Source organism: Comamonas sp. SCN 65-56 (assembly GCF_001724135.1).
GTDB lineage: Bacteria > Pseudomonadota > Gammaproteobacteria > Burkholderiales > Burkholderiaceae_C > Comamonas_C.
Window position 1 is genome coordinate 262,298 of record NZ_MEDS01000025.1, and the last position, 17,676, is coordinate 279,973.

The window sequence follows — 17,676 nt, forward strand, 5'->3', positions numbered from 1 at the left end:
CTGGCGTCAGGTTTGCTCGAACGCAAATTTCTCGGTATCCACCTCGCGCTGACCACCCAGCGCATAGCGGTCGCCCTCGATGCGCTCGGGCGCAAACAGGGTGCCGAGCTCATCGAGCGTCACGGCATCGAGCGCGATCGCCGCGGCGCCCAGATTTTCCTGCAGGTGCGCGACGCGCGTGGTCCCCGGCAGCGCAACCACATGCTCGCCCTGATGCAGCAGCCAGGCCAGGGCCAGCTGCGCGCGCGTGCAGCCCACACGCTCGGCTACCGTCTGCAGGGGCGCGAGCAGACGGTGGTTGCGCGCGAACACCTGCGGGGCAAACCGCGGCATCTTCACGCGCAGGTCGGTGCCGGCAAGCCCGTCCACACCCGCCATCGCGCCGGTGAGAAAACCACGCCCGAGCGCGCTGAACGCGACGTAGGCAATACCCAGTTCGCGGCACGCAGCGAGCGTGCCGAGTTCAGCATTGCGCGACCAGAGCGAATATTCGCTTTGCAGCGCCGCGATCGGATGCTCGCGGTGCGCACGGCGCAGCGTTTGGACACCAACCTCCGACAGACCAAGCGCGCGGATCTTGCCTTCATCCTTGAGTCGCGCCATCGCACCCACGGATTCCTCGATCGGCACGCGCTTGTCCCAGCGGTGCAGGTAATACAGATCAATCACGTCGGTGCCCAGACGCTGCAGGCTGGCCTCGCAGTGACGCCGGATCGCCTCGGGGCGTCCGTCCATCACGCGGCGCAGCACGCCATCGTCGCCGGCCTCACCCGCCAGTCCACCCTTGCTCGCCAGCGTGATGTGCTGGCGATGCGGTTTCAGCACCGGGCCGACGAGCGATTCATTGGCGCCAAAGCCGTAGAGCGCAGCGGTATCAAACAACGTGACCCCGGCGTCCAGCGCTGCATGCAGCAAGGCCTTGGCCTGCGCCGCGTCGGCGCGCTGGCCATAGCCGTGGCTCAAGCCCATGCAACCGAGCGCAATGCTGCCGACGCTGAACGGCCCTATCGCCCTTGGGGGCAGGGAGACCTCAGGCATGCGCCACCTCTGCTTTGCCTGCGCCGGTGCTGGAGCCCGCACCCAGCCAGCCATCAAGCCTGGCGCCATCGGCCAGCAAGGCTTCGCTGCCGCCAAAATAGACGCTTCGCCCGCGCTCGAGCACCAGTGCGTTCTGCGTGATCGGCAAGATTTGCCGCGCATGCTGCTCCACCAGGATCACCGCCATGCTGCCCTCCAGCACCATGCCGTGGATGATGTGCAAAAGCTCCTGCGCGATCAACGGCGCCAGTCCCTCCAGCGGCTCGTCAAGCAACAGCATCCTGGGGTTGAGCATCAGCGCGCGGCCTATGGCCAGCATCTGGCGCTCGCCGCCTGAGAGCTGGTTGCCCATGTTGCCGCGGCGCTCGCGCAGACGCGGGAACACGCCGTACACGCGCTCCAGGGTCCAGGCCCCCGGCCGCGCCACCACCGTCAGGTTTTCCTCCACGGTGAGCGACTCGAACACGTCGCGCTGCTGCGGCACCCAGCCCAGGCCCAAGTGGGCACGCTGGTGGCTGGGCATGCGGGTGATGTCCACGCCGTTGAACGCAATGCGTCCGCGGCGCAAGCGCGTAGCACCCATCAGCGTGGTGAGCAGGGTGGTCTTGCCCATGCCGTTGCGCCCGAGCAGTGCCAGGCTGCCACCGGCGGCAATGCTGAAACTCTGGTCTTCGAGCACGATGGCGTCGCCATAGCCGGCCCAGACGCCCTCTACCTGCAGCAGATCAGTCATGCGCTTCTCCCAGATAGACCTCGCGCACCTTGGGATGGTTGGCGATGACGTCCGGCGTGTCTTCCAGCAGCAGGCTGCCTGAGACCAGCACCGAGATGCGTTCGGCAAAGCGGAATACCAGGTCCATGTCGTGCTCGATCAGGAGAATGGTCACCTCGCGCGGCAACTGCGCGATCACGTCAAACAGCTCGCGGCTTTCGCTGGTCGGCACACCCGCCGCGGGCTCGTCCAGCAGCAGCACCTTGGGGTGCTGCGCCAGCGCCAGCGCGATTTCGATCAGGCGCTGGCGGCCATAGGCCAGGTTGCGCGTCGTCTCGTAGGCATCCGGCAACAGACCCAGGCGCTGCAAGATGGCCGCCGCCTCGTCCACCGCCTCGCCGCGCGCTGCCAGCGGCTTGAACCAGCTCGCGCCCAGTCGCAGCCGCTCGCTGACCGACAGCGCCACCGATTCGAGCACCGTCATGTCGGCAAACAGCTGGTTGATCTGGAAGGTGCGCACCAGGCCGCGGCGGCAGCGCGCGTATTGCGCCATCGCGGTCACGTCCTGCCCAAGCAGCGTCACGCGGCCTTCGGTGGGCGCCAAGTAGCCCGTCAACAGGTTGATGAGTGTCGTCTTGCCGGCGCCATTGGGGCCGATGAGCGCATGGCGCGCGCCCGCCTCGACCTTCAGGCTCACATGGTCGGTGGCGACAAAACCGCCAAACCGGCGTACCAGGCCGTGGGTTTGCAGCACGGTGCTCATGCGCGCGCCTCCTGTTGGCGATTGTTCGCCTTCTGGCGCCGCGCCTCCTGCCATTTGGCGGCGGTGCCCAGAATGCCACCACGCGCAAACATCACCAGCAGCACCAGCGCCAGGCCGAGCCAGAACTGCCAGTACTGCGGATTCATGTCCGACAGGAAATGCTTGGCGACGATGAACACGATCGCGCCGATCAGCCCGCCATAGAGCCGCCCGGTGCCGCCAAGGATCAGGATCAGCAGCAGATCGGCGGAATTCTCGAAACCCAGCACCGAGAGCGAAACGAACTGGTTGGTCTGCGCCAGCACCGCGCCGGCCACGCCCGCGTAGGCCGCGCCCAGGGTGTAGACCGCCACCAGCCGATGGTTGACCGGCACGCCCAGCGCCGGCATGCGCTGCGCGTTCATCTGAATGCCGCGCAGGCTCTGGCCGAACGGCGAATGCACGATGCGCCGCGCCACCCAGAACAGCACGAAGAGCACCACCACGGCATAGACATAGCCGGTACGGCCGAACAGGTCGAACGCGAACAAACCCAGGATGGGCTTGATCTCTATGCCCGGAATGCCGTCCACGCCGCCAGTGATGCTGCTGAACTTGTTCGCCAGCTCGTAGAGCATCAAGGCCACGCCCAGGGTCACCATCAGCCGCGCCAGGTCGCTGCCGCGCAGCAGCAGAAAGCTGCTCAGGAAGCCGAGGATGGCGGCGAAGACCGCCGCCAGCAACAGGCCGGTGAGCGGGTCGCCCATGCCGCGCATGCCCAGCAGCCCCACGGTGTACGCACCCACGCCGAAGAACGCAGCATGGCCGAGCGAAATGATGCCGGCGTAGCCGAAGATCAGGTCCAGCGAGAGTGCGAACAGGCTGGTGACCGCGATCTGGCTGAGCAGCAGGTAATTGCCGGGGAACAGAAAGTAGGCCGCGACCGGCAGGCACCAGAACAGGTATTCCAGCGGTCTCCAGCGCGCCGACTGGCGAAAGCGCTGCAGGGTTTCGTGCAAGGCCGCGGACTGGGCCGCCGGCATCGGGGATGTCACGGGAGAGCTCATGTCTGCGTCTCAGTGTTTGGCACGGCCGAACAGGCCTTGCGGGCGGAAGATCAGGATCACGACCATGATCGCGTAAATGATGAAGGCGCCGATCTGCGGCAGGTAGTACTTGCCGGCGACATCGGCCACGCCCAGCAGCAGCGCGGCCCAGAGCGATCCGAGGATGTTGCCGCTGCCGCCCACGGTGACGACGATGAGAAAGTAGACGAGGTATTTCACCGGGAATTCCGGATCCAGCCCCAGCATCTCCACGCCCAGCGCCCCTCCCAGCCCCGCCAGCGCCGAGCCGAGCGCGAAGGTCGTCATGAAGACGCGGCTCACATCGATGCCCAGGCCGCGCGCGGTGCGCTGGTTGTCTACCGCGGCGCGCAGGCGTGCGCCGAATGAGGTGCGGATCACCGACCACTGCAGCAGCGCCGCGACGATGATGCCGGCGATCACCAGGAACAGCCGGTAGACGCCGATGTCCACGCCTGGCAGGTGAATCTGCCCCGAGAGAAAGGCCGGCAGGTGCAGCGGCTGCTGGCGCGCACCAAAGAAGTAATGCGTCGCCGCCACGGCCATGAACACCAGGCCGAGCGAAAACAGCACCTGGTCCAGGTCCGACGCCTCGTAGAGTCGGCGGTACAGCAGCCGCTCCAGCACCACGCCGACCAGGGCCGGCACGATGATGGCGAACGGGATGGTCGCCAGAAAGGGCACGCCCCAATCGTTGAGCAGTACGACGCAGACGTAGCCGCCAACCATGGCGAACACGCCATGCGCCAGGTTGACGAAATTCATCAGCCCGAGCGTGACCGACAGGCCCACGCTGATGAGAAACAGCAGCATGCCAAAGGCGATACCGTCAAAAATGATCGTCATGGCGGTTCAGTCGATGGTTGCGCCCGGCAGCACGCGCTGCACACCACCGGGCAGGACACAGATTACTTCGCACCCTTGCCCGGGTCCTTGACGGCCGGGAAGGTGGCAAATTCGACGTTCTGCAGCGTGCCGTTCACGTTTTCCAGCTTGCGGATGTATTCGTTCTGGATCACATCACGCGTCTCGGGATCGATCTGCACCGGGCCGCGCGGGCTCACCCACTTCATGCCCTTGGCTGCCGCGACGAAGGCATCGCCACTGGCATCGCCCTTGGTCTGCTCCAGCACCTTGTAGATCAGCTGCATGCCGTCGTAGCCGCCGACCGACATGAAGTTGGGCCGGTCCTTGGGGAAGGCCTTGAGGTAGGCCGCGGTATAGGCCTTGTTCTCGGGCGAGTCATGCGCCTGCGAGTAGTGGAAGGCCGTGATCAGCCCCAGCGCCGAATTGCCCATCGCCGCCAGCTCGTTCTCGTCGGTCAGGTCGCCCGGGCCTATGGCCTGGATGCCGGCCTTCTCCAGCCCCAGCTCGCGGAAACCCTTCATCAGCGCCACCATGGAACTGCCCGGCGGCACGAAGGTGAACATGGCGTTGGCCTTGGAGTCCTTCACGCGCTCCAGGTAGGCGGCGTAGTCCGCCGTGTTGACGGGCGTGCGCACCTCGCCAACGATCTTGCCACCCAGCTCGGTAAAGGTCTTCTTGAACTGCTGTTCGGCGTCGTGGCCCGGGCCGTAGTCCGCCACCAGTGTGTAGGCGGTCTTGATGCCGTTTTCGGCGGCCCACTTGGCCATGGCCCAGGAGCCCTGCGGCAACGTCATCGAAACGCGCACGATATAGGGCGACTTCTCGGTGACCGAGGAGGTGGCCGCGTTCATCACGATCATCGGCACCTTGCCCTGCGTCGCCAGCGGCGCGGCGGAGAAAGCGTTGGGCGTGAGGTCAAAACCGGCGAGGATGTCCACCTTGTCGTTGACCAGCAGCTCCTGTGCCACGCGCTTGGCCACCTGCGGCGCCATGCCGGTGTCGTCCTTGACGATGAGCTTGACCTTGCGCCCCGCCACCGTGTCGCCATGCTCGGCCATGTAGACGTCGATGCCGTGCTTGATCTGCTTGCCGTAGTCGGCAAACGGACCGGACACCGACAGCACCAGACCTATGGTGAGATCCTTGGCCTGCACCAGGCCGGCCGTGGCCAGCGCAGTCGCCAGCAGCGTGGTCTTGAGAATGGTCTTTGCAAATTGCATGGAAGTCTCCTGGGGTGGGTAAATCGAGGGGATCAGTGCGCCAGTTGGCGCTCCAGATCGTGCAGTACCTGGTAGCAGGCAAACACGCTTTGCACGCTGGCATTGGGCTCGCGCCCTTCGCGGATGGCGGCGAAGAATTCGCGGTCTTGCAGCTCGATGCCATTCATCGACACTGCTACCTGACTGACGTCTATTTTCTCTTCCTTGCCGTTGACCAGATCGTCATAACGCGCGATGTAGGTGCCGGTGTCGCCGATGTAGCGAAAGAACGTGCCCAGTGGCCCGTCGTTGTTGAAGCTCAAGGACAGGGTGCAGATCGCGCCATTGGCCGCCTTGAGCTGGATGCTCATGTCCATGGCGATACCCAGCTGAGGGTGGATCGGCCCCTGTAGCGCGTTGGCCTGGACGATGGGACTGCCGGCCTGCCAGGCAAACAAATCCACCGTGTGCGCCGCGTGGTGCCACAGCAGGTGATCGGTCCAGGAGCGCGGCTGGCCGAGTGCGTTCATGTTGCTGCGGCGAAAGAAATAGGTCTGCACGTCCATCTGCTGGATATGAAACTCGCCCGCCGTGATTTTTTTGTGCACCCACTGGTGGCTGGGGTTGAAGCGGCGCGTGTGGCCAACCATCGCCACCTTGCCGCTTTTCTTTTGCGCTTCCAGCACCTTTTGCCCATCGGCCAGGCTGTCGCACAGCGGGATCTCCACCTGCACATGCTTGCCGGCCTGAAGGCACTGGATGGCCTGCGCGGCATGCATCTGCGTCGGGGTGCAGAGAATCACCGCGTCCACCTCGGGCAGCGCCAGGCTGTCGGCCAGATCGGTGCTGACATGCGCGATGCCATATTTGGCGGCCACCTCTCGCGTCTTGTCCAGATCACGGCTGACCAGCGAGACCACCTGCACGCCGTCGATGTTTCTGATGCCGTCCAGATGCTTGATGCCAAAGGCGCCGGCACCCGCCAGCGCCACTCGGATAGGGGAATTCATGACTCTTCCTTTGATAGCTGTTCGCGCTTGTTTATCAAGCGCTCAAGCCTGATTTTGCAAGATGAGGTGGCCCACGGCGGTGTTCGAGGCCGGCACATGGTAGAAGCGGTGCAGCACCTTGGGCAGCGGCTTGGCGCAATCCACATCCGCCATCGCGCCGCGCGCGATCAGCCACATCACCAGCTCGATGCCTTCGCTGCCGGCCTCGCGCACGTATTCGATGTGCGGGATCTCCGACAGACCCACCGGGTTCTCGATCAGCAGATCAAGGAAGCGGTTGTCCCATTCCTTGTTGATCAGCCCGGCGCGCGCGCCCTGCAGTTGGTGGCTCATGCCGCCGGTGCCCCAGATCTGCACGTTCAGGTTCTCGTCGTAGCTCTCGATGGCCTTGCGGATGGCGCGGCCCAGGTTCAGGCAGCGCTGGCCCGAGGGCACGGGGTACTGCACCACGTTGACGGCCAGCGGGATCACCGGGCAGGGCCAGGCGTCCTTCACCGGGTCTTTCTCGCCGCACATCAGCGACAGCGGCACGGTGAGGCCGTGGTCCACGTCCATCTTGTTGATGATGGTCAGGTCAAAGTCCTGCTGGATCACGCTTTGCGCGATGTGGCTCGCCAGTTCGGGGTGGCCGATGACTTTGGGCACCGGGCGCGGGCCCCAGCCTTCGTCGGCCACCTGGTATTCGGCGGCGGTGCCAAGCGCGAAGGTCGGAATCATGTCCAGGCTGAAGGCCGTGGCGTGGTCGTTGTAGACCAGCAGAATCACGTCGGGCCGGTTCTCCTTGAGCCACTGGCGCGAGAAGTCGTAACCGGCAAACAGCGGCTGCCAATAGGGCTCGCGGGTCTTGGAGAGGTCCATCGCCGCGCCTATGGCCGGTACGTGCGAGGTATAGACGGATGCGGAAATATGTGCCATGTCAGTGCCCTTTCGCCGCGTGGCCCTGGGGCTGGTGCTGCGGCTGCGCATCGCCGTCCTCCCCCAGGTATCGGTTGCCCTCGGCCGAGCGCCCGCCCGCGACCATCATGGCGCGGTATTCGTCCTCGGTCATGCCGGTCATCGAGCCCGCCATCTGCTGGAAGCTCAGCCCATCGGTGGCGCCGATGCGCGCGAGAAAGTAGATGTTGCCGCCGGTGCGCATGCACCAGTTGAGGTCGCGCGCCAGCACCGCCTTTTTCTGTTCTTCCGTCATCGCCCATTCATCGAGATAGGCACGCTCGTTCGCCTTGAAGCGCTGGCGGTTCTCGGGCTTCATCAGCGAGACACAGAACTGGTTGAGCCAGTAGCCTTTGCGCGATTGCTCGGCATCGAAAATGATCGTGCCGGGCACATCGAGGTAGGGTTTTTCGAGGGCCATGGAACTGCTCCTTTCTCAAGTCTCTTCAAGCCTCTTCAGGCCAGTACAGCCGCATCGGGTTGGCCACCAGCAGCGCCTGCTGCAAAGCCGGCGTCGGTGCGATGTGCGGGATGAAGTCCACCAGCAGACCATCATCGGGCATATGGTTCTTCAGGTTCGGGTGCGGCCAGTCGGTGCCCCAGAGCACGCGGTCGGGGAACTGCTCGACCACGCGGCGCGCAAACGGCACCACGTCGCGGTAGGCATTGGGTTCACCGCCGAGCGCCGGCGGGCCGCTGACCGACAGGCGTTCGGGGCAGCTCACCTTGCTCCAGATGTTGTCGTGCTCGCGCATGAACTGCAGGAACAGGCCGAATTCGTCGCTGTCCACCCCTTTGCTCACGTCCGGGCGACCCATGTGGTCGACCACCACCGTGGTCGGCAGCGCGGTGAAAAAATCCCACAGCTCAGGCAGGTCGACCGCCTCGAAATAAATCACCACATGCCATCCCAGCGGCTGGATGCGCGCGGCGATGTCCATCAGCTCGTCCCTGGGCGTGAAGTCCACCAGCCGCTTGACGAAGTTGAAACGCACGCCGCGCACGCCCGCTTGGTGCAAGTGCTGCAGTTCTTCATCGGTGATGCTGCGCTTGACCGTGGCCACACCCCGCGCCTTGCCATCCGATGCCTGCAACGCATCCACCAGCGCGCGGTTGTCCGCGCCGTGGCAGGTAGCCTGCACGATGACGTTGCGCGCAAAGCCCAGGTGATCGCGCAGCGCGAAGAGCTGGGCTTTGCTCGCGTCGCAGGGCGTGTACTTGCGCTCGGGCGCATAGGGGAATTCGTCGCCGGGGCCAAAGACATGGCAGTGCGCATCGACGCTGCCTGCGGGCAGCTCAAAGCGCGGTTTGCTCGGGCCCTGGTACCAGTCCAGCCAGCCGGGGGTTTTTTCAAAAGTGCTCATGCGTCAGATTCCTTGAGGTGGGAAAGCAGCCGATCGGCCTCGATGCGCCAGTCGCTGCTGCGGGCAAAGCCGGGCGCGCCGCGCTCGCCGAAGACACCTTCGTCGGCCAGGTTCGCCATCCACGCCTGGCGCTCGGCGGCGCCCTGGGCGATCCAGGACGGCATGCCGACATCGCGTACGGTGCGGGCGGATTCGAACATCTCTTCACTCCGCCGGCGGCCATGCTCGATCACGCGCTGAAAGAAGTACGCCCCCTGCTTCTCCCAATCGATGCCGGGAAAGGTTTCCGCCAGCGAGGCCAGAACCGCATCTTCCACGCCGTAGTGGCGCGCAGCGGTGAAGCTCTCTATCACCATCGCCTCCAGCCCCTTGATCATCACGCTGCGGCACATCTTGGTAGCCGAGGCGACGCCGAGCTGCTCGCTGGCCACCCTGGCGGCAAAACCCAGCGGCTTGATTTTTTCAGCCAGCGCCGCCGCATGCACGCCCCCCAGCAGCAGCGGCACCTGGATGCGGTACGGCGGCACGCTGGTCATCACCGCACCTTCGACGTAGCGCCCGCCCGCGCCGTCGATCAACGCGGCGGCCTGCTGCTTGGCACCGGGCGAGGCGGAGTTGAAGTCGAGATAAAACGCAGCGTCGCGCATCGCTGCGGCGCAGGCCTGCGCCGCAGCCAGCGTCTGGCTGGCGGTGACGGCACAGACGATGAAATCGCTGCCCGCGGCGAGTTGCGCATGGCTGTCCGCCAAGGCCACGCCATACTGGCGGGCATGGGCGCGCAGCGGCGCAGCATCCGCACCCGCCAGCTTCAGGTCGTATGCCGCGACCGCCACCCCCTGCGCACGCAGGTCTTCGGCCAGGATGCGGCCGACCTCGCCGTAGCCGACGAGACCAATGCTCCAATCACGTGCTAACGCAGTCATGGCAAGCGCTTGCAGCTCTAATCAATGTAGCGCAGACCGGCCTTGGCCAGACCTTCGCGCATCTTGTAGTAATCGAGCCCGAGCACGCCGCTGGCGAAAGTCTCGCGCTTGCTGCTTTCGTTGGCCTCGCGCTTTTGCGCCGCCGCAAGCGTCGCCTCTGCCCTCTCGCGCGGCACGCAGACGATGCCGTCGTCATCGGCCACGATCACGTCGCCCGGGCGCACCCACATGCCGGCGCAGACGATGGGGATATTCACCGAGCCCAGCGTCGCCTTGATGCAGCCCTTGCTGCTGATGGCCTTGCTCCAGACCGGGAAATGCATCTCGTGCAGCGTGCGCACGTCGCGCACGCCGGCATCGATGATCAGCGCACGCGCACCCTGCGCCTTGAAGCTGGTCGCCAGCAGGTCGCCGAAGTAACCATCGGTGCACTCGCTGGTCACCGTTGCCACGACGATGTCACCGGGCCGGATCTGCTCGGCCGCGACGTGCAGCATCCAGTTGTCGCCAGGCTGCAGCAGCACCGTCACCGCCGTGCCCGATACCTGTGCACCCTCGAAGATCGGCCGCATATAGGGTTTGAGCAGGCCGACGCGGCCCATGGCCTCATGCACCGTGGCGGCGCCGAAATGCGCCAGCGCGTCGGCCGTGACGCGATCGGCGCGCTCGATGTTGCGATACACCACACCCAGTTCGTACATTTTCAACTCCGTTTCCGTTTCTCCCTCCCCCTCTGGAGGAGGGTTGGGGTGGGGGCGAGCACCTGGCGCTTCGCCCCGCAAGCCCCCATCCCTGCCTTCCCCCAAAAGGGGGAAGGAGTGCTCACTCACAAACCGCGCGCCTTCAGCCGCGCATCCAGGCGCGTGAACACGCGCCGCGCGTTGCCCTCGTAGACCTGGTGCTTTTCCTCGGCGCTGAGGTTTTGCGTCGCCTCGACATAGCGCTTGGTGTCGTCGTAGTAATGGCCCGTTTGCGGATCCACGCCGCGCACCGCGCCAATCATTTCACTGGCGAACAAGATGTTCTTCGCCGGGATCACCTCGGTCAGCAGGTTGATGCCCGGCTGGTGGTAGACGCAGGTGTCAAAGTAGATGTTGTTCAGCAAATGGGTGTCGAGCAGCGGCTTTTTCAGCTCTTGTGCCAGGCCGCGGTAACGCCCCCAGTGGTAAGGCGCGGCACCACCGCCGTGCGGAATCAGGAACTTGAGCGTCGGGAAATCGTTGAACAGATCGCCCTGGATGAGCTGCATCACCGCCGTGGTGTCGGCATTGATGTAGTGCGCGCCAGTGGTGTGAAAGCAGGCGTTGCACGAGGTCGAGACGTGGACCATGGCCGGCAGGTCGTACTCCACCATTTTTTCGTAGATCGGGTACCAGGCGCGATCGGTCAGCGGCGGGCTGGTCCAGTGCCCGCCGGACGGATCGGGGTTGAGGTTGATGCCGACCGCACCGTATTCCTTCACGCACTTTTCCAGCTCTGGAATGCAGCTGGCGGGATCGACACCGGGCGACTGCGGCAGCATGGCCACCGGCACGAAGTGGTCGGGAAACAGCTCACTCACACGATGGCAGAGCTCGTTGCAGATCGCCGCCCAGGTGCTCGAGGTCTCGAAATTGCCGATGTGGTGCGCCATGAAGCTGGCGCGCGGGCTGAACAGCGTGAGGTCCGAACCGCGCTCGCGCATCAGGCGCAGCTGGTTGGTCTCGATGCTCTCGCGGATGTCGTCGTCGCTGATCTTCAGCTCCGACACCTTGGGTTGCAGGCTCGGGTCCTTGAGCGCGGCGACTTGGCGGTTGCGCCATTCGCCCAGCGCGGCCGGCGCCGTGGTGTAGTGGCCGTGGACGTCAATGATCATGGGGCAAACCTTTCCAGAAAATACCGAATTCGTGTCCGGGTTCACACCGGCCGCATGCCGTGGCGCTGCTTGGCCGCCGCGGCCGTATCGCTGGCCAGAAACGCCAGAAACTGCCGCGCGCTGGCCGCATCACGGCAGCCGGTGACCAGGGCGCTGGAGAACACCGTGTCGATCGCGACGGCCGCAGGCATCTCGCCCACCACGGTGATGCCGGGCAGGTGCAGCAGCTCACTCAGTTGCTGAAATCCCAGGCTGGCCTCGCCCTGCGCCACCAGCTGCCCCACGGGCAAACCAGGGCGCGCCTGCACCAGGCGGTGCTCGAGCTGCTCGCGCAGGCCCCAGCGCTCGAACAGGCGCAGCAGCGCCTTGCCGCTCGGCCCGGTGGAGTAGCCGATGCCGGGCGCTGCCATCACCGCCGCCTTGAGCGCCGCCTCGCTGGCGATGTCCGGCAGCGGCGCACCTGCACGCACCGCGATGGCGGTGCTGGAACGCACCCAGTCCACCCGGCTGCCAGCAACCGCATGGCCGCTTGCCATCAACTGCTCTATCGCATCGCTCGCCAGCAGCACGATGTCCAGCGCCTCGCCGGCCTGCACGCGGCGCGCGGCGTCGACACCACCGACCGACTCCACCGCCACCGGGCGGCCACCGCCGTCCTGCCAGGTCTGCGCCAGATCCGCCAGCACGCCACGCGTAGCCATGGAGGAAATGGCAAGCAAAGCGGCGGGGGCGTCAGCAGTCATGTCAACGAGAGTGGTGGGCGTCTCAGGCATTGTGGACACCGCAAGCCCTGCGAACAAGTCAATACCTGCACTACCAGATAGAACAAATCGGCATAACAGAAGGTAGGATGGCAGCCGTCACACCGCCCATCTCCAAGCTGCATCGATGGATCTCAAACAGCTCGAAACCTTTGTCCGCGTCGCCGAGCTCGGCAGCTTCACCCGCGCGGCGCAGTCGCTGGACATGGCGCAGCCCGCGCTCAGCCGCCAGGTGCGGGCGCTGGAGCTGGAGCTGCGCGAAACCCTGTTCACCCGCACCGGCCGCGGTGTGGTGCCGACCGACGCCGGCCTGCGCCTGCTGGAGCACGGCCACGCCATCTTGCAGGGTGTGGCGGCGGCGCGCGCCGATCTGCTCAGCCGCCGCGGCGAGCCGGTCGGGCGAGTCACCGTGGGCCTGCCGCCCAGCCTGGCACGGCGGCTCACGCCACTCTTGATCGAACGCTTTCGACGCGAGCTGCCCAAGGCGCAGCTGGAGATCGTCGAGGCTTTTTCCGTCACCATCGCCGAATGGCTGGGCAACGCGCGCATGGATCTGGGCCTGGTCTATTCACCCACCACGCACCCGCAGATCGAAGCCAGCCCGGTGCTCGAAGAGCGGCTGTGCCTGATCGGCCCCGCCGGCAGCCTGCCCGCCAGCGGCGGCGTGGCGTTTGCCGAGCTGCCGCGCTACCCGTTGGTGATGCCCCAGCGCGGGCAGATCTTTCGCAAGCTGATGGAGGCGCAGGCCACGCTCTCGCAGATCAAGCTGGACGTGGTCTGGGAGGTCTCCAGCGTGCCGGTGATCCTCGACCTGGTGCGCGCCGGCCACGGCTTCGCGGCGCTCACCGACAGCGCGCTGCACGGCCAGATGGCCAGCAACGGTCTGGCCGAGGCGCCCATTCATTCGCCGCACATCGTCAGTACCCTGTGCGTGGTGCAACCCGCCAGCCGCCGCGCCACGCCGCTGGCACGCCGCACCGCCGAGCTGCTGCGCCAGCTGAGCCTGCGGGTGTGTGCGGTGGAAAGCGGGCAGTAGGCGGCGAGCCAAGTGGCTAGGGCGCGCCTGCGGCTTGCGCAGCCTGCGCGGCAGATGCGTGCCGCTGCAACGCACCGGGGTAGTGCAGGTTCACATACTGCTCGGTCGCCGTCTCCACGGCGGGCAGGTTGTCGTGCAGCTTGTGCAGCAGCGCAATCAGCGCTTCGCGTTCACTACCATCCAGGACCGAGAGAAAGACGCGCTCACGCTCTAGGGCGACATGGCGGATTTGATCGTGCAGCGCACGTCCCTCATCGGTCAATTTGGCAACGCGCAGGCGGCCGTCTCTGGCGTCAAGCGCGAACTCGATCAGACCGCGGCTGTGCATGCTCTTGAAGCAGCGGCTCACCGACGCCTTGTCCATGCCGATCACGCGCGTCACGCGCTGAGCCGAAACCTCGCGTTCGGCGGCGATCAGCACCAGGCAGCGCCAGATTTCGATGCCGATGTCGAACACGCGCAGATAGTGGTAGGACGCACCGCGCGAGAGCTTGGCAGCAATCCAGGTGAAATACGCCGGCACGTAGCGCTCAAGGTCGATGACTTCACCAGGCTCCATGGCCGTGGTCGTGGGGAGGGTCTTTCGCTGGCGGGTCATGGCGCAAATTGTATTGAGCGCGTCAGCCGTCGGGCGTGGCCAGTGAACGCAGCGCCAGCGCGGGATCGCAGGCGCGCTCCGCTGCGGGCGAAACGCCTGCTTCCAGCAGTTTGCGCGCGCCCATGTGGTCTGCCGGCGCATTCACGGATTCGACGCAGCGCAGCTCCCCTTGCTCGTAGTGCAGCAGTGAAAAACTGGTTTCGTCCTTGCCTGGCCTGCGCCAACAGCTCCCGTTTTTGGGAAGAAGCCCCGCCATCTGGATACGCAGACTACCCTGTTCGGTCCAGAACCAGGGGACGGCCTGGTAGGTCTGCGGCTGATCCAGCATCGTCGCGGCCGCCACCTTGGCCTGGTCGTTGGCGTTCTGCACCGATTCCAGCCTGAGCGCACCTGAGGCCCTGAGCCCCGGGAACAGGGCGCAGTCGCCAATGGCCAGGATGGCCGGGTCGCTGGTGCGCATGCTGGCGTCCACGGCGATGCCGTTGCCGCACTCCAGTCCGGCGACCTCGGCCAGCGTCATCTCCGGTAGTGCGCCTATGCCCAGCAGCAGCTGGTCCACCGGCTGCTGCACCCCGTTGACCCGCAGGGACACGAGCCGGTTCGCTTCGATCCTGAAATCGTCCACGGTGGCGCCGAGCTGCACCTCGATCCCGCTGGCGCGGTGCGACTGCAGCACATGCGCAGCCAGTTCGGCCGAGGCCGAACGCATCAGCAGCCGCGGGGCGGCTTCCAGCACCCGCACCTGCTTGCCCAGTGCCTGCGCCGTGGCCGCCACCTCTAGTCCGATGAAGCCGCCGCCGAGCACCATCAAATGCTGCATCGCGGGCAGCTGCTCGCGCAGCCGCAGGGCGTCGGCGGCGTTGCGCAAGACGAGGACGTTATCCAGATCCGCATGCAGGTGCGGGAGCTGGCGCGCTCGCGTGCCGGTGGCCAGCACCAGCCACTGGTAGTGCAAGGTAGCGCCGGAGCGCAGGCGCAGCGTGCGTGCGTGCCGATCGATGGCGATGGCCGGATCGGCCTGGTGCACACGGATGCCTGCCTGCGCGTACCAGGCCGCGCTGCGGTGCAGCTGCGGCGTTTCCTCGGGGTGCTTGACGTAGCTCTTGGACAGCGGCGGGCGGTGGTAGGGCAGATCGGCTTCCTCGCAAACCAGGTCGATCCGCACCCCCTGGTGGCTGGTCGCCAGGCTGGCGCACAGCTGCGCGCCGGCGTGCCCGCCACCGACGATCACGATGGAGTCGGGGCCGTTCATCGCGCGCTCATTGCTGCGTTTCGGGCAGGCGCACGACGATGCCGTCAAGCGCCGCGTTCATCTTGATCTGGCACGACAGCCGGCTGGTGGCGCGTCGCTCGGAGGCGGTGCATTCGAGCATTTCCAGCTCGTTGGCCAGCGGGGCGGACAACTTGTCCGCCCAGGCTTCGTCGACATAGACATGGCAGGTGGCGCACATCGCGGAGCCCCCGCACTCGCCAACGATGCCATCGAGCCCGGCGTGGGTCGCGGTCAGCATCACGCTGTCGCCGTCATGGGCCTGCAGCGTGGTGGTTTCGCCGCTCGGCGAGATCAAGTGAATGGCTGACATGAATATCTCCTGACGATGGTGGGAGCGTTAGGCTGCAACGAGCCGTACCGGAAGGGTGTCGAAGGCACGCAAGGTGTTGTTCAGGCGGCGCGAATGCGGCCCGGCAAACTCGATACGCTTGACGCGTTTGGCCAGAGCCGTGAGGATCAATTCACCCTCCAGGCGCGCAATCGCCTGGCCAACGCAGCCATGGATGCCGGTGCCGAAGGCGGTGTGTCCAACGGGCTTGCGAGCAATGTCGTAGGTGTCGGCATTGGGCCACTTGCGCGGATCCCGGTTGGCAGACGCCAGCATGCACAAAACCTTGGTTTGCGCCTGGATCGGGATACCCGCAATCTCGCAATCGGTGTTGGCGGTGCGAAAGAAGGTCTGCACCGTGGATTCCCAGCGCAGCGCTTCCTCGAAGGCTTGACGCGCCAGCGATGGATCGGCGTGCAGCTTGGCGTATTCCTCGGGGTGATGGGCGAGCGCATAGATGGCATTGCCCAGGCTGTTGATCGTCGTGTCCAAGCCGGCGGAAAGCAGCGAGCGCACCAACATCGGCGCTTGCTCCATCGTGATCTCGCCGGCTTCGGCGGCTTGCCAGATCTGGTCACCGAAGCCGCCGGGACGCAAGTTCGCGCGGTCGCATTGCTGCATGATCCACTGGGTCACGGGGATCACGCGTTCAACCGATTTTTCGAACACCTCATTGCGCGGCCCCATGGAGTTGAACACCATGTCGCCGTAGAGCAGGAGGTTCTCACGCCCTTGTGCCGCTATGCCGATCGAGTCGGCGAAGACCTTCAGCGGGAAGGGGTTGGCCACCTCGGCCATCCAGTCAATCGAGCCATTGGCCTGGTTGCGCTCCAGCGCCTGATCCAGCACGCGCTCCGCCTCGGCGGCAAAGTCTGCGCGAATCTGCATCACGGTCTTGGGGCTCATCACGCGCGAGAGGATTGCCCGGGTGGCGGTATGCAGTGGCGCGTCGGCTTCCAGAATCAGGCTCTTGGGACGAAACGGCTCTTCGGTGTTGAAGTTCGCCAACCCCACGCCGGCGCCGGAAATGAAGGTCTGCGCGTTGTTGAAGACGGCATGGATTTCCTGGTGGCGGGCGCAGACCACGACCGTGGGATAGGCCTTCAGGCGCACCACCGGCCCGGTGTCGCGCATCAAGGTGTGCATCGGGTAAGGGTCGGCGAGGTTTTCCGGCGCATAGGGGTCAACGTCGAGGACCGGGATATCGCTGTGCTCGTTCATGGTGTTCCTTTCAATCTCAGGAGTGAGAGACGCCCACCAGGCGTCCCAGGGCTTCGGCGTCCTGCCGCAACTGCTCGGCAGGCCCGTCATGGATGACCTTGCCGCGCGAGAGCACCACGGCGCGATCGGTTTGCTGCAGGGCTTCGCGCACCTGCTGCTCGACGATGACCAGTGTCAAATCGCGCTCGCTTACCATGCGACTGAAGGCGCGCAGCAGTTCCTGGCGGATCAGCGGTGCCAGGCCTTCCAGCGGCTCATCCAGCATCAGCAGGCGCGGGCGACCCAGCAGCGCGCGGGCGACCGACACCATCTGCTGTTCGCCGCCGCTGAGCTGAGCGCCACCGTTGGCACGGCGCTCGGCCAGCCGGGGAAACAGGTCGTAGGCTTCATCGAGCGCCTGTCGGCTTCGGTGCTTGAGGCCGGCCAACAGGTTCTCCTCCACCGTCAGAGACGGGAAGACATCCCGTGTCTGCGGCACCAGGCCGAGCCCGCGCATGGCGCGCTGCGGCGTGCTCAGACCGCTCACATCTTCACCCTCGAAGCGGATCTGTCCGCCTTGCAGTTGCGCCAGCCCCATCACGGTGGCCAGCGTCGTGGTTTTGCCAACGCCGTTGCGCCCGATCAGCGCCAGCTTCTCGCCGTGCTGCACCGTCAGGCTCAGGCCGTCGAGCACCGTCACCGGGCCGTAGCCCGCGACGACATTGGAGAGTTCGAGCAAAGGTGTCGCCACG

Annotated in this window: 20 protein-coding genes; 1 reads left to right on the forward strand and 19 read right to left on the reverse strand. The window is 65.6% G+C overall.

What is annotated here, in order from left to right; translation table 11 throughout:
• Nucleotides 1–6: 6 nt before the first annotated feature.
• From ABS45_RS14125 to ABS45_RS14190, 14 genes are all read right to left on the reverse strand, one after another.
• Nucleotides 7–1,038: an aldo/keto reductase gene (locus ABS45_RS14125; protein ID WP_291556421.1), complete on the reverse strand. Its 1,032-nt coding sequence runs from the start codon at nt 1,036–1,038 to the stop codon at nt 7–9.
• On the reverse strand, nt 1,031–1,771 hold the full coding sequence (locus ABS45_RS14130; protein WP_291556423.1) for an ABC transporter ATP-binding protein: 741 nt from the start codon (nt 1,769–1,771) through the stop codon (nt 1,031–1,033). Before ABS45_RS14130 ends, ABS45_RS14125 begins: the two co-directional genes overlap by 8 nt.
• Nucleotides 1,764–2,513 carry an ABC transporter ATP-binding protein gene (locus ABS45_RS14135; protein ID WP_291556425.1) on the reverse strand — a complete coding sequence of 250 codons (750 nt, stop codon included), beginning with the start codon at nt 2,511–2,513 and terminating at the stop codon, nt 1,764–1,766. Before ABS45_RS14135 ends, ABS45_RS14130 begins: the two co-directional genes overlap by 8 nt.
• Nucleotides 2,510–3,535: a branched-chain amino acid ABC transporter permease gene (locus ABS45_RS14140; protein WP_291557248.1), complete on the reverse strand. Its 1,026-nt coding sequence runs from the start codon at nt 3,533–3,535 to the stop codon at nt 2,510–2,512. The genes ABS45_RS14135 and ABS45_RS14140 overlap by 4 nt, the downstream gene beginning before the upstream one ends.
• A gap of 33 nt (nt 3,536–3,568) precedes the next feature.
• Nucleotides 3,569–4,423, reverse strand: a complete 855-nt coding sequence (locus ABS45_RS14145) for a branched-chain amino acid ABC transporter permease (RefSeq protein WP_291556427.1) — start codon at nt 4,421–4,423, stop codon at nt 3,569–3,571.
• 62 nt (nt 4,424–4,485) lie between these two features.
• The gene (locus ABS45_RS14150; RefSeq protein WP_291556429.1) at nt 4,486–5,664 is read right to left on the reverse strand and encodes an ABC transporter substrate-binding protein; all 1,179 of its coding nucleotides are present in this window, start codon (nt 5,662–5,664) and stop codon (nt 4,486–4,488) included.
• Between the two features lie 32 nt (nt 5,665–5,696).
• On the reverse strand, nt 5,697–6,653 hold the full coding sequence (locus ABS45_RS14155) for a Gfo/Idh/MocA family oxidoreductase (RefSeq protein WP_291556431.1): 957 nt from the start codon (nt 6,651–6,653) through the stop codon (nt 5,697–5,699).
• 42 nt (nt 6,654–6,695) lie between these two features.
• Nucleotides 6,696–7,568: a class III extradiol dioxygenase subunit beta gene (locus ABS45_RS14160; RefSeq protein WP_291556433.1), complete on the reverse strand. Its 873-nt coding sequence runs from the start codon at nt 7,566–7,568 to the stop codon at nt 6,696–6,698.
• Nucleotide 7,569: 1 nt separating this feature from the next.
• Nucleotides 7,570–8,007: a protocatechuate 4,5-dioxygenase subunit alpha gene (gene ligA / locus ABS45_RS14165; RefSeq protein WP_291556435.1), complete on the reverse strand. Its 438-nt coding sequence runs from the start codon at nt 8,005–8,007 to the stop codon at nt 7,570–7,572.
• Nucleotides 8,008–8,032: 25 nt separating this feature from the next.
• Complete coding sequence (locus tag ABS45_RS14170; RefSeq protein WP_291556437.1) at nt 8,033–8,950, reverse strand: amidohydrolase family protein; 918 nt, start codon at nt 8,948–8,950, stop codon at nt 8,033–8,035.
• Nucleotides 8,947–9,873 (reverse strand): NAD(P)-dependent oxidoreductase, encoded by a 927-nt coding sequence (locus tag ABS45_RS14175; RefSeq protein ID WP_291556438.1) that lies wholly within the window; start codon nt 9,871–9,873, stop codon nt 8,947–8,949. The genes ABS45_RS14170 and ABS45_RS14175 overlap by 4 nt, the downstream gene beginning before the upstream one ends.
• A gap of 17 nt (nt 9,874–9,890) precedes the next feature.
• On the reverse strand, nt 9,891–10,574 hold the full coding sequence (gene ligK / locus ABS45_RS14180) for a 4-carboxy-4-hydroxy-2-oxoadipate aldolase/oxaloacetate decarboxylase (protein ID WP_291556440.1): 684 nt from the start codon (nt 10,572–10,574) through the stop codon (nt 9,891–9,893).
• 125 nt (nt 10,575–10,699) lie between these two features.
• On the reverse strand, nt 10,700–11,728 hold the full coding sequence (locus tag ABS45_RS14185) for an amidohydrolase family protein (protein WP_291556442.1): 1,029 nt from the start codon (nt 11,726–11,728) through the stop codon (nt 10,700–10,702).
• A 41-nt stretch (nt 11,729–11,769) separates the two neighbouring features.
• Nucleotides 11,770–12,429 carry a substrate-binding domain-containing protein gene (locus ABS45_RS14190; RefSeq protein WP_291556444.1) on the reverse strand — a complete coding sequence of 220 codons (660 nt, stop codon included), beginning with the start codon at nt 12,427–12,429 and terminating at the stop codon, nt 11,770–11,772.
• A 187-nt stretch (nt 12,430–12,616) separates the two neighbouring features.
• Between ABS45_RS14190 and ABS45_RS14195 the strand changes: the two genes are divergently transcribed.
• Complete coding sequence (locus tag ABS45_RS14195) at nt 12,617–13,525, forward strand: LysR family transcriptional regulator (RefSeq protein WP_291556446.1); 909 nt, start codon at nt 12,617–12,619, stop codon at nt 13,523–13,525.
• A gap of 16 nt (nt 13,526–13,541) precedes the next feature.
• Here ABS45_RS14195 and ABS45_RS14200 read toward each other — a convergent pair whose 3' ends face one another.
• Genes ABS45_RS14200 through ABS45_RS14220 form a run of 5 tightly spaced genes read right to left on the reverse strand, consistent with a single transcriptional unit; the run spans nt 13,542 to nt 17,675 of the window.
• The gene (locus ABS45_RS14200) at nt 13,542–14,123 is read right to left on the reverse strand and encodes a MarR family winged helix-turn-helix transcriptional regulator (RefSeq protein WP_291556448.1); all 582 of its coding nucleotides are present in this window, start codon (nt 14,121–14,123) and stop codon (nt 13,542–13,544) included.
• 22 nt (nt 14,124–14,145) lie between these two features.
• The gene (locus ABS45_RS14205) at nt 14,146–15,375 is read right to left on the reverse strand and encodes an FAD-dependent oxidoreductase (RefSeq protein WP_291556450.1); all 1,230 of its coding nucleotides are present in this window, start codon (nt 15,373–15,375) and stop codon (nt 14,146–14,148) included.
• A 7-nt stretch (nt 15,376–15,382) separates the two neighbouring features.
• Nucleotides 15,383–15,706, reverse strand: a complete 324-nt coding sequence (locus ABS45_RS14210; protein ID WP_291556451.1) for a 2Fe-2S iron-sulfur cluster-binding protein — start codon at nt 15,704–15,706, stop codon at nt 15,383–15,385.
• A gap of 27 nt (nt 15,707–15,733) precedes the next feature.
• On the reverse strand, nt 15,734–16,945 hold the full coding sequence (locus ABS45_RS14215; protein ID WP_291556454.1) for a cytochrome P450: 1,212 nt from the start codon (nt 16,943–16,945) through the stop codon (nt 15,734–15,736).
• Nucleotides 16,946–16,961: 16 nt separating this feature from the next.
• Nucleotides 16,962–17,675: an ABC transporter ATP-binding protein gene (locus ABS45_RS14220; protein ID WP_291556456.1), complete on the reverse strand. Its 714-nt coding sequence runs from the start codon at nt 17,673–17,675 to the stop codon at nt 16,962–16,964.
• Between the last annotated feature and the right edge of the window lies 1 nt (nt 17,676).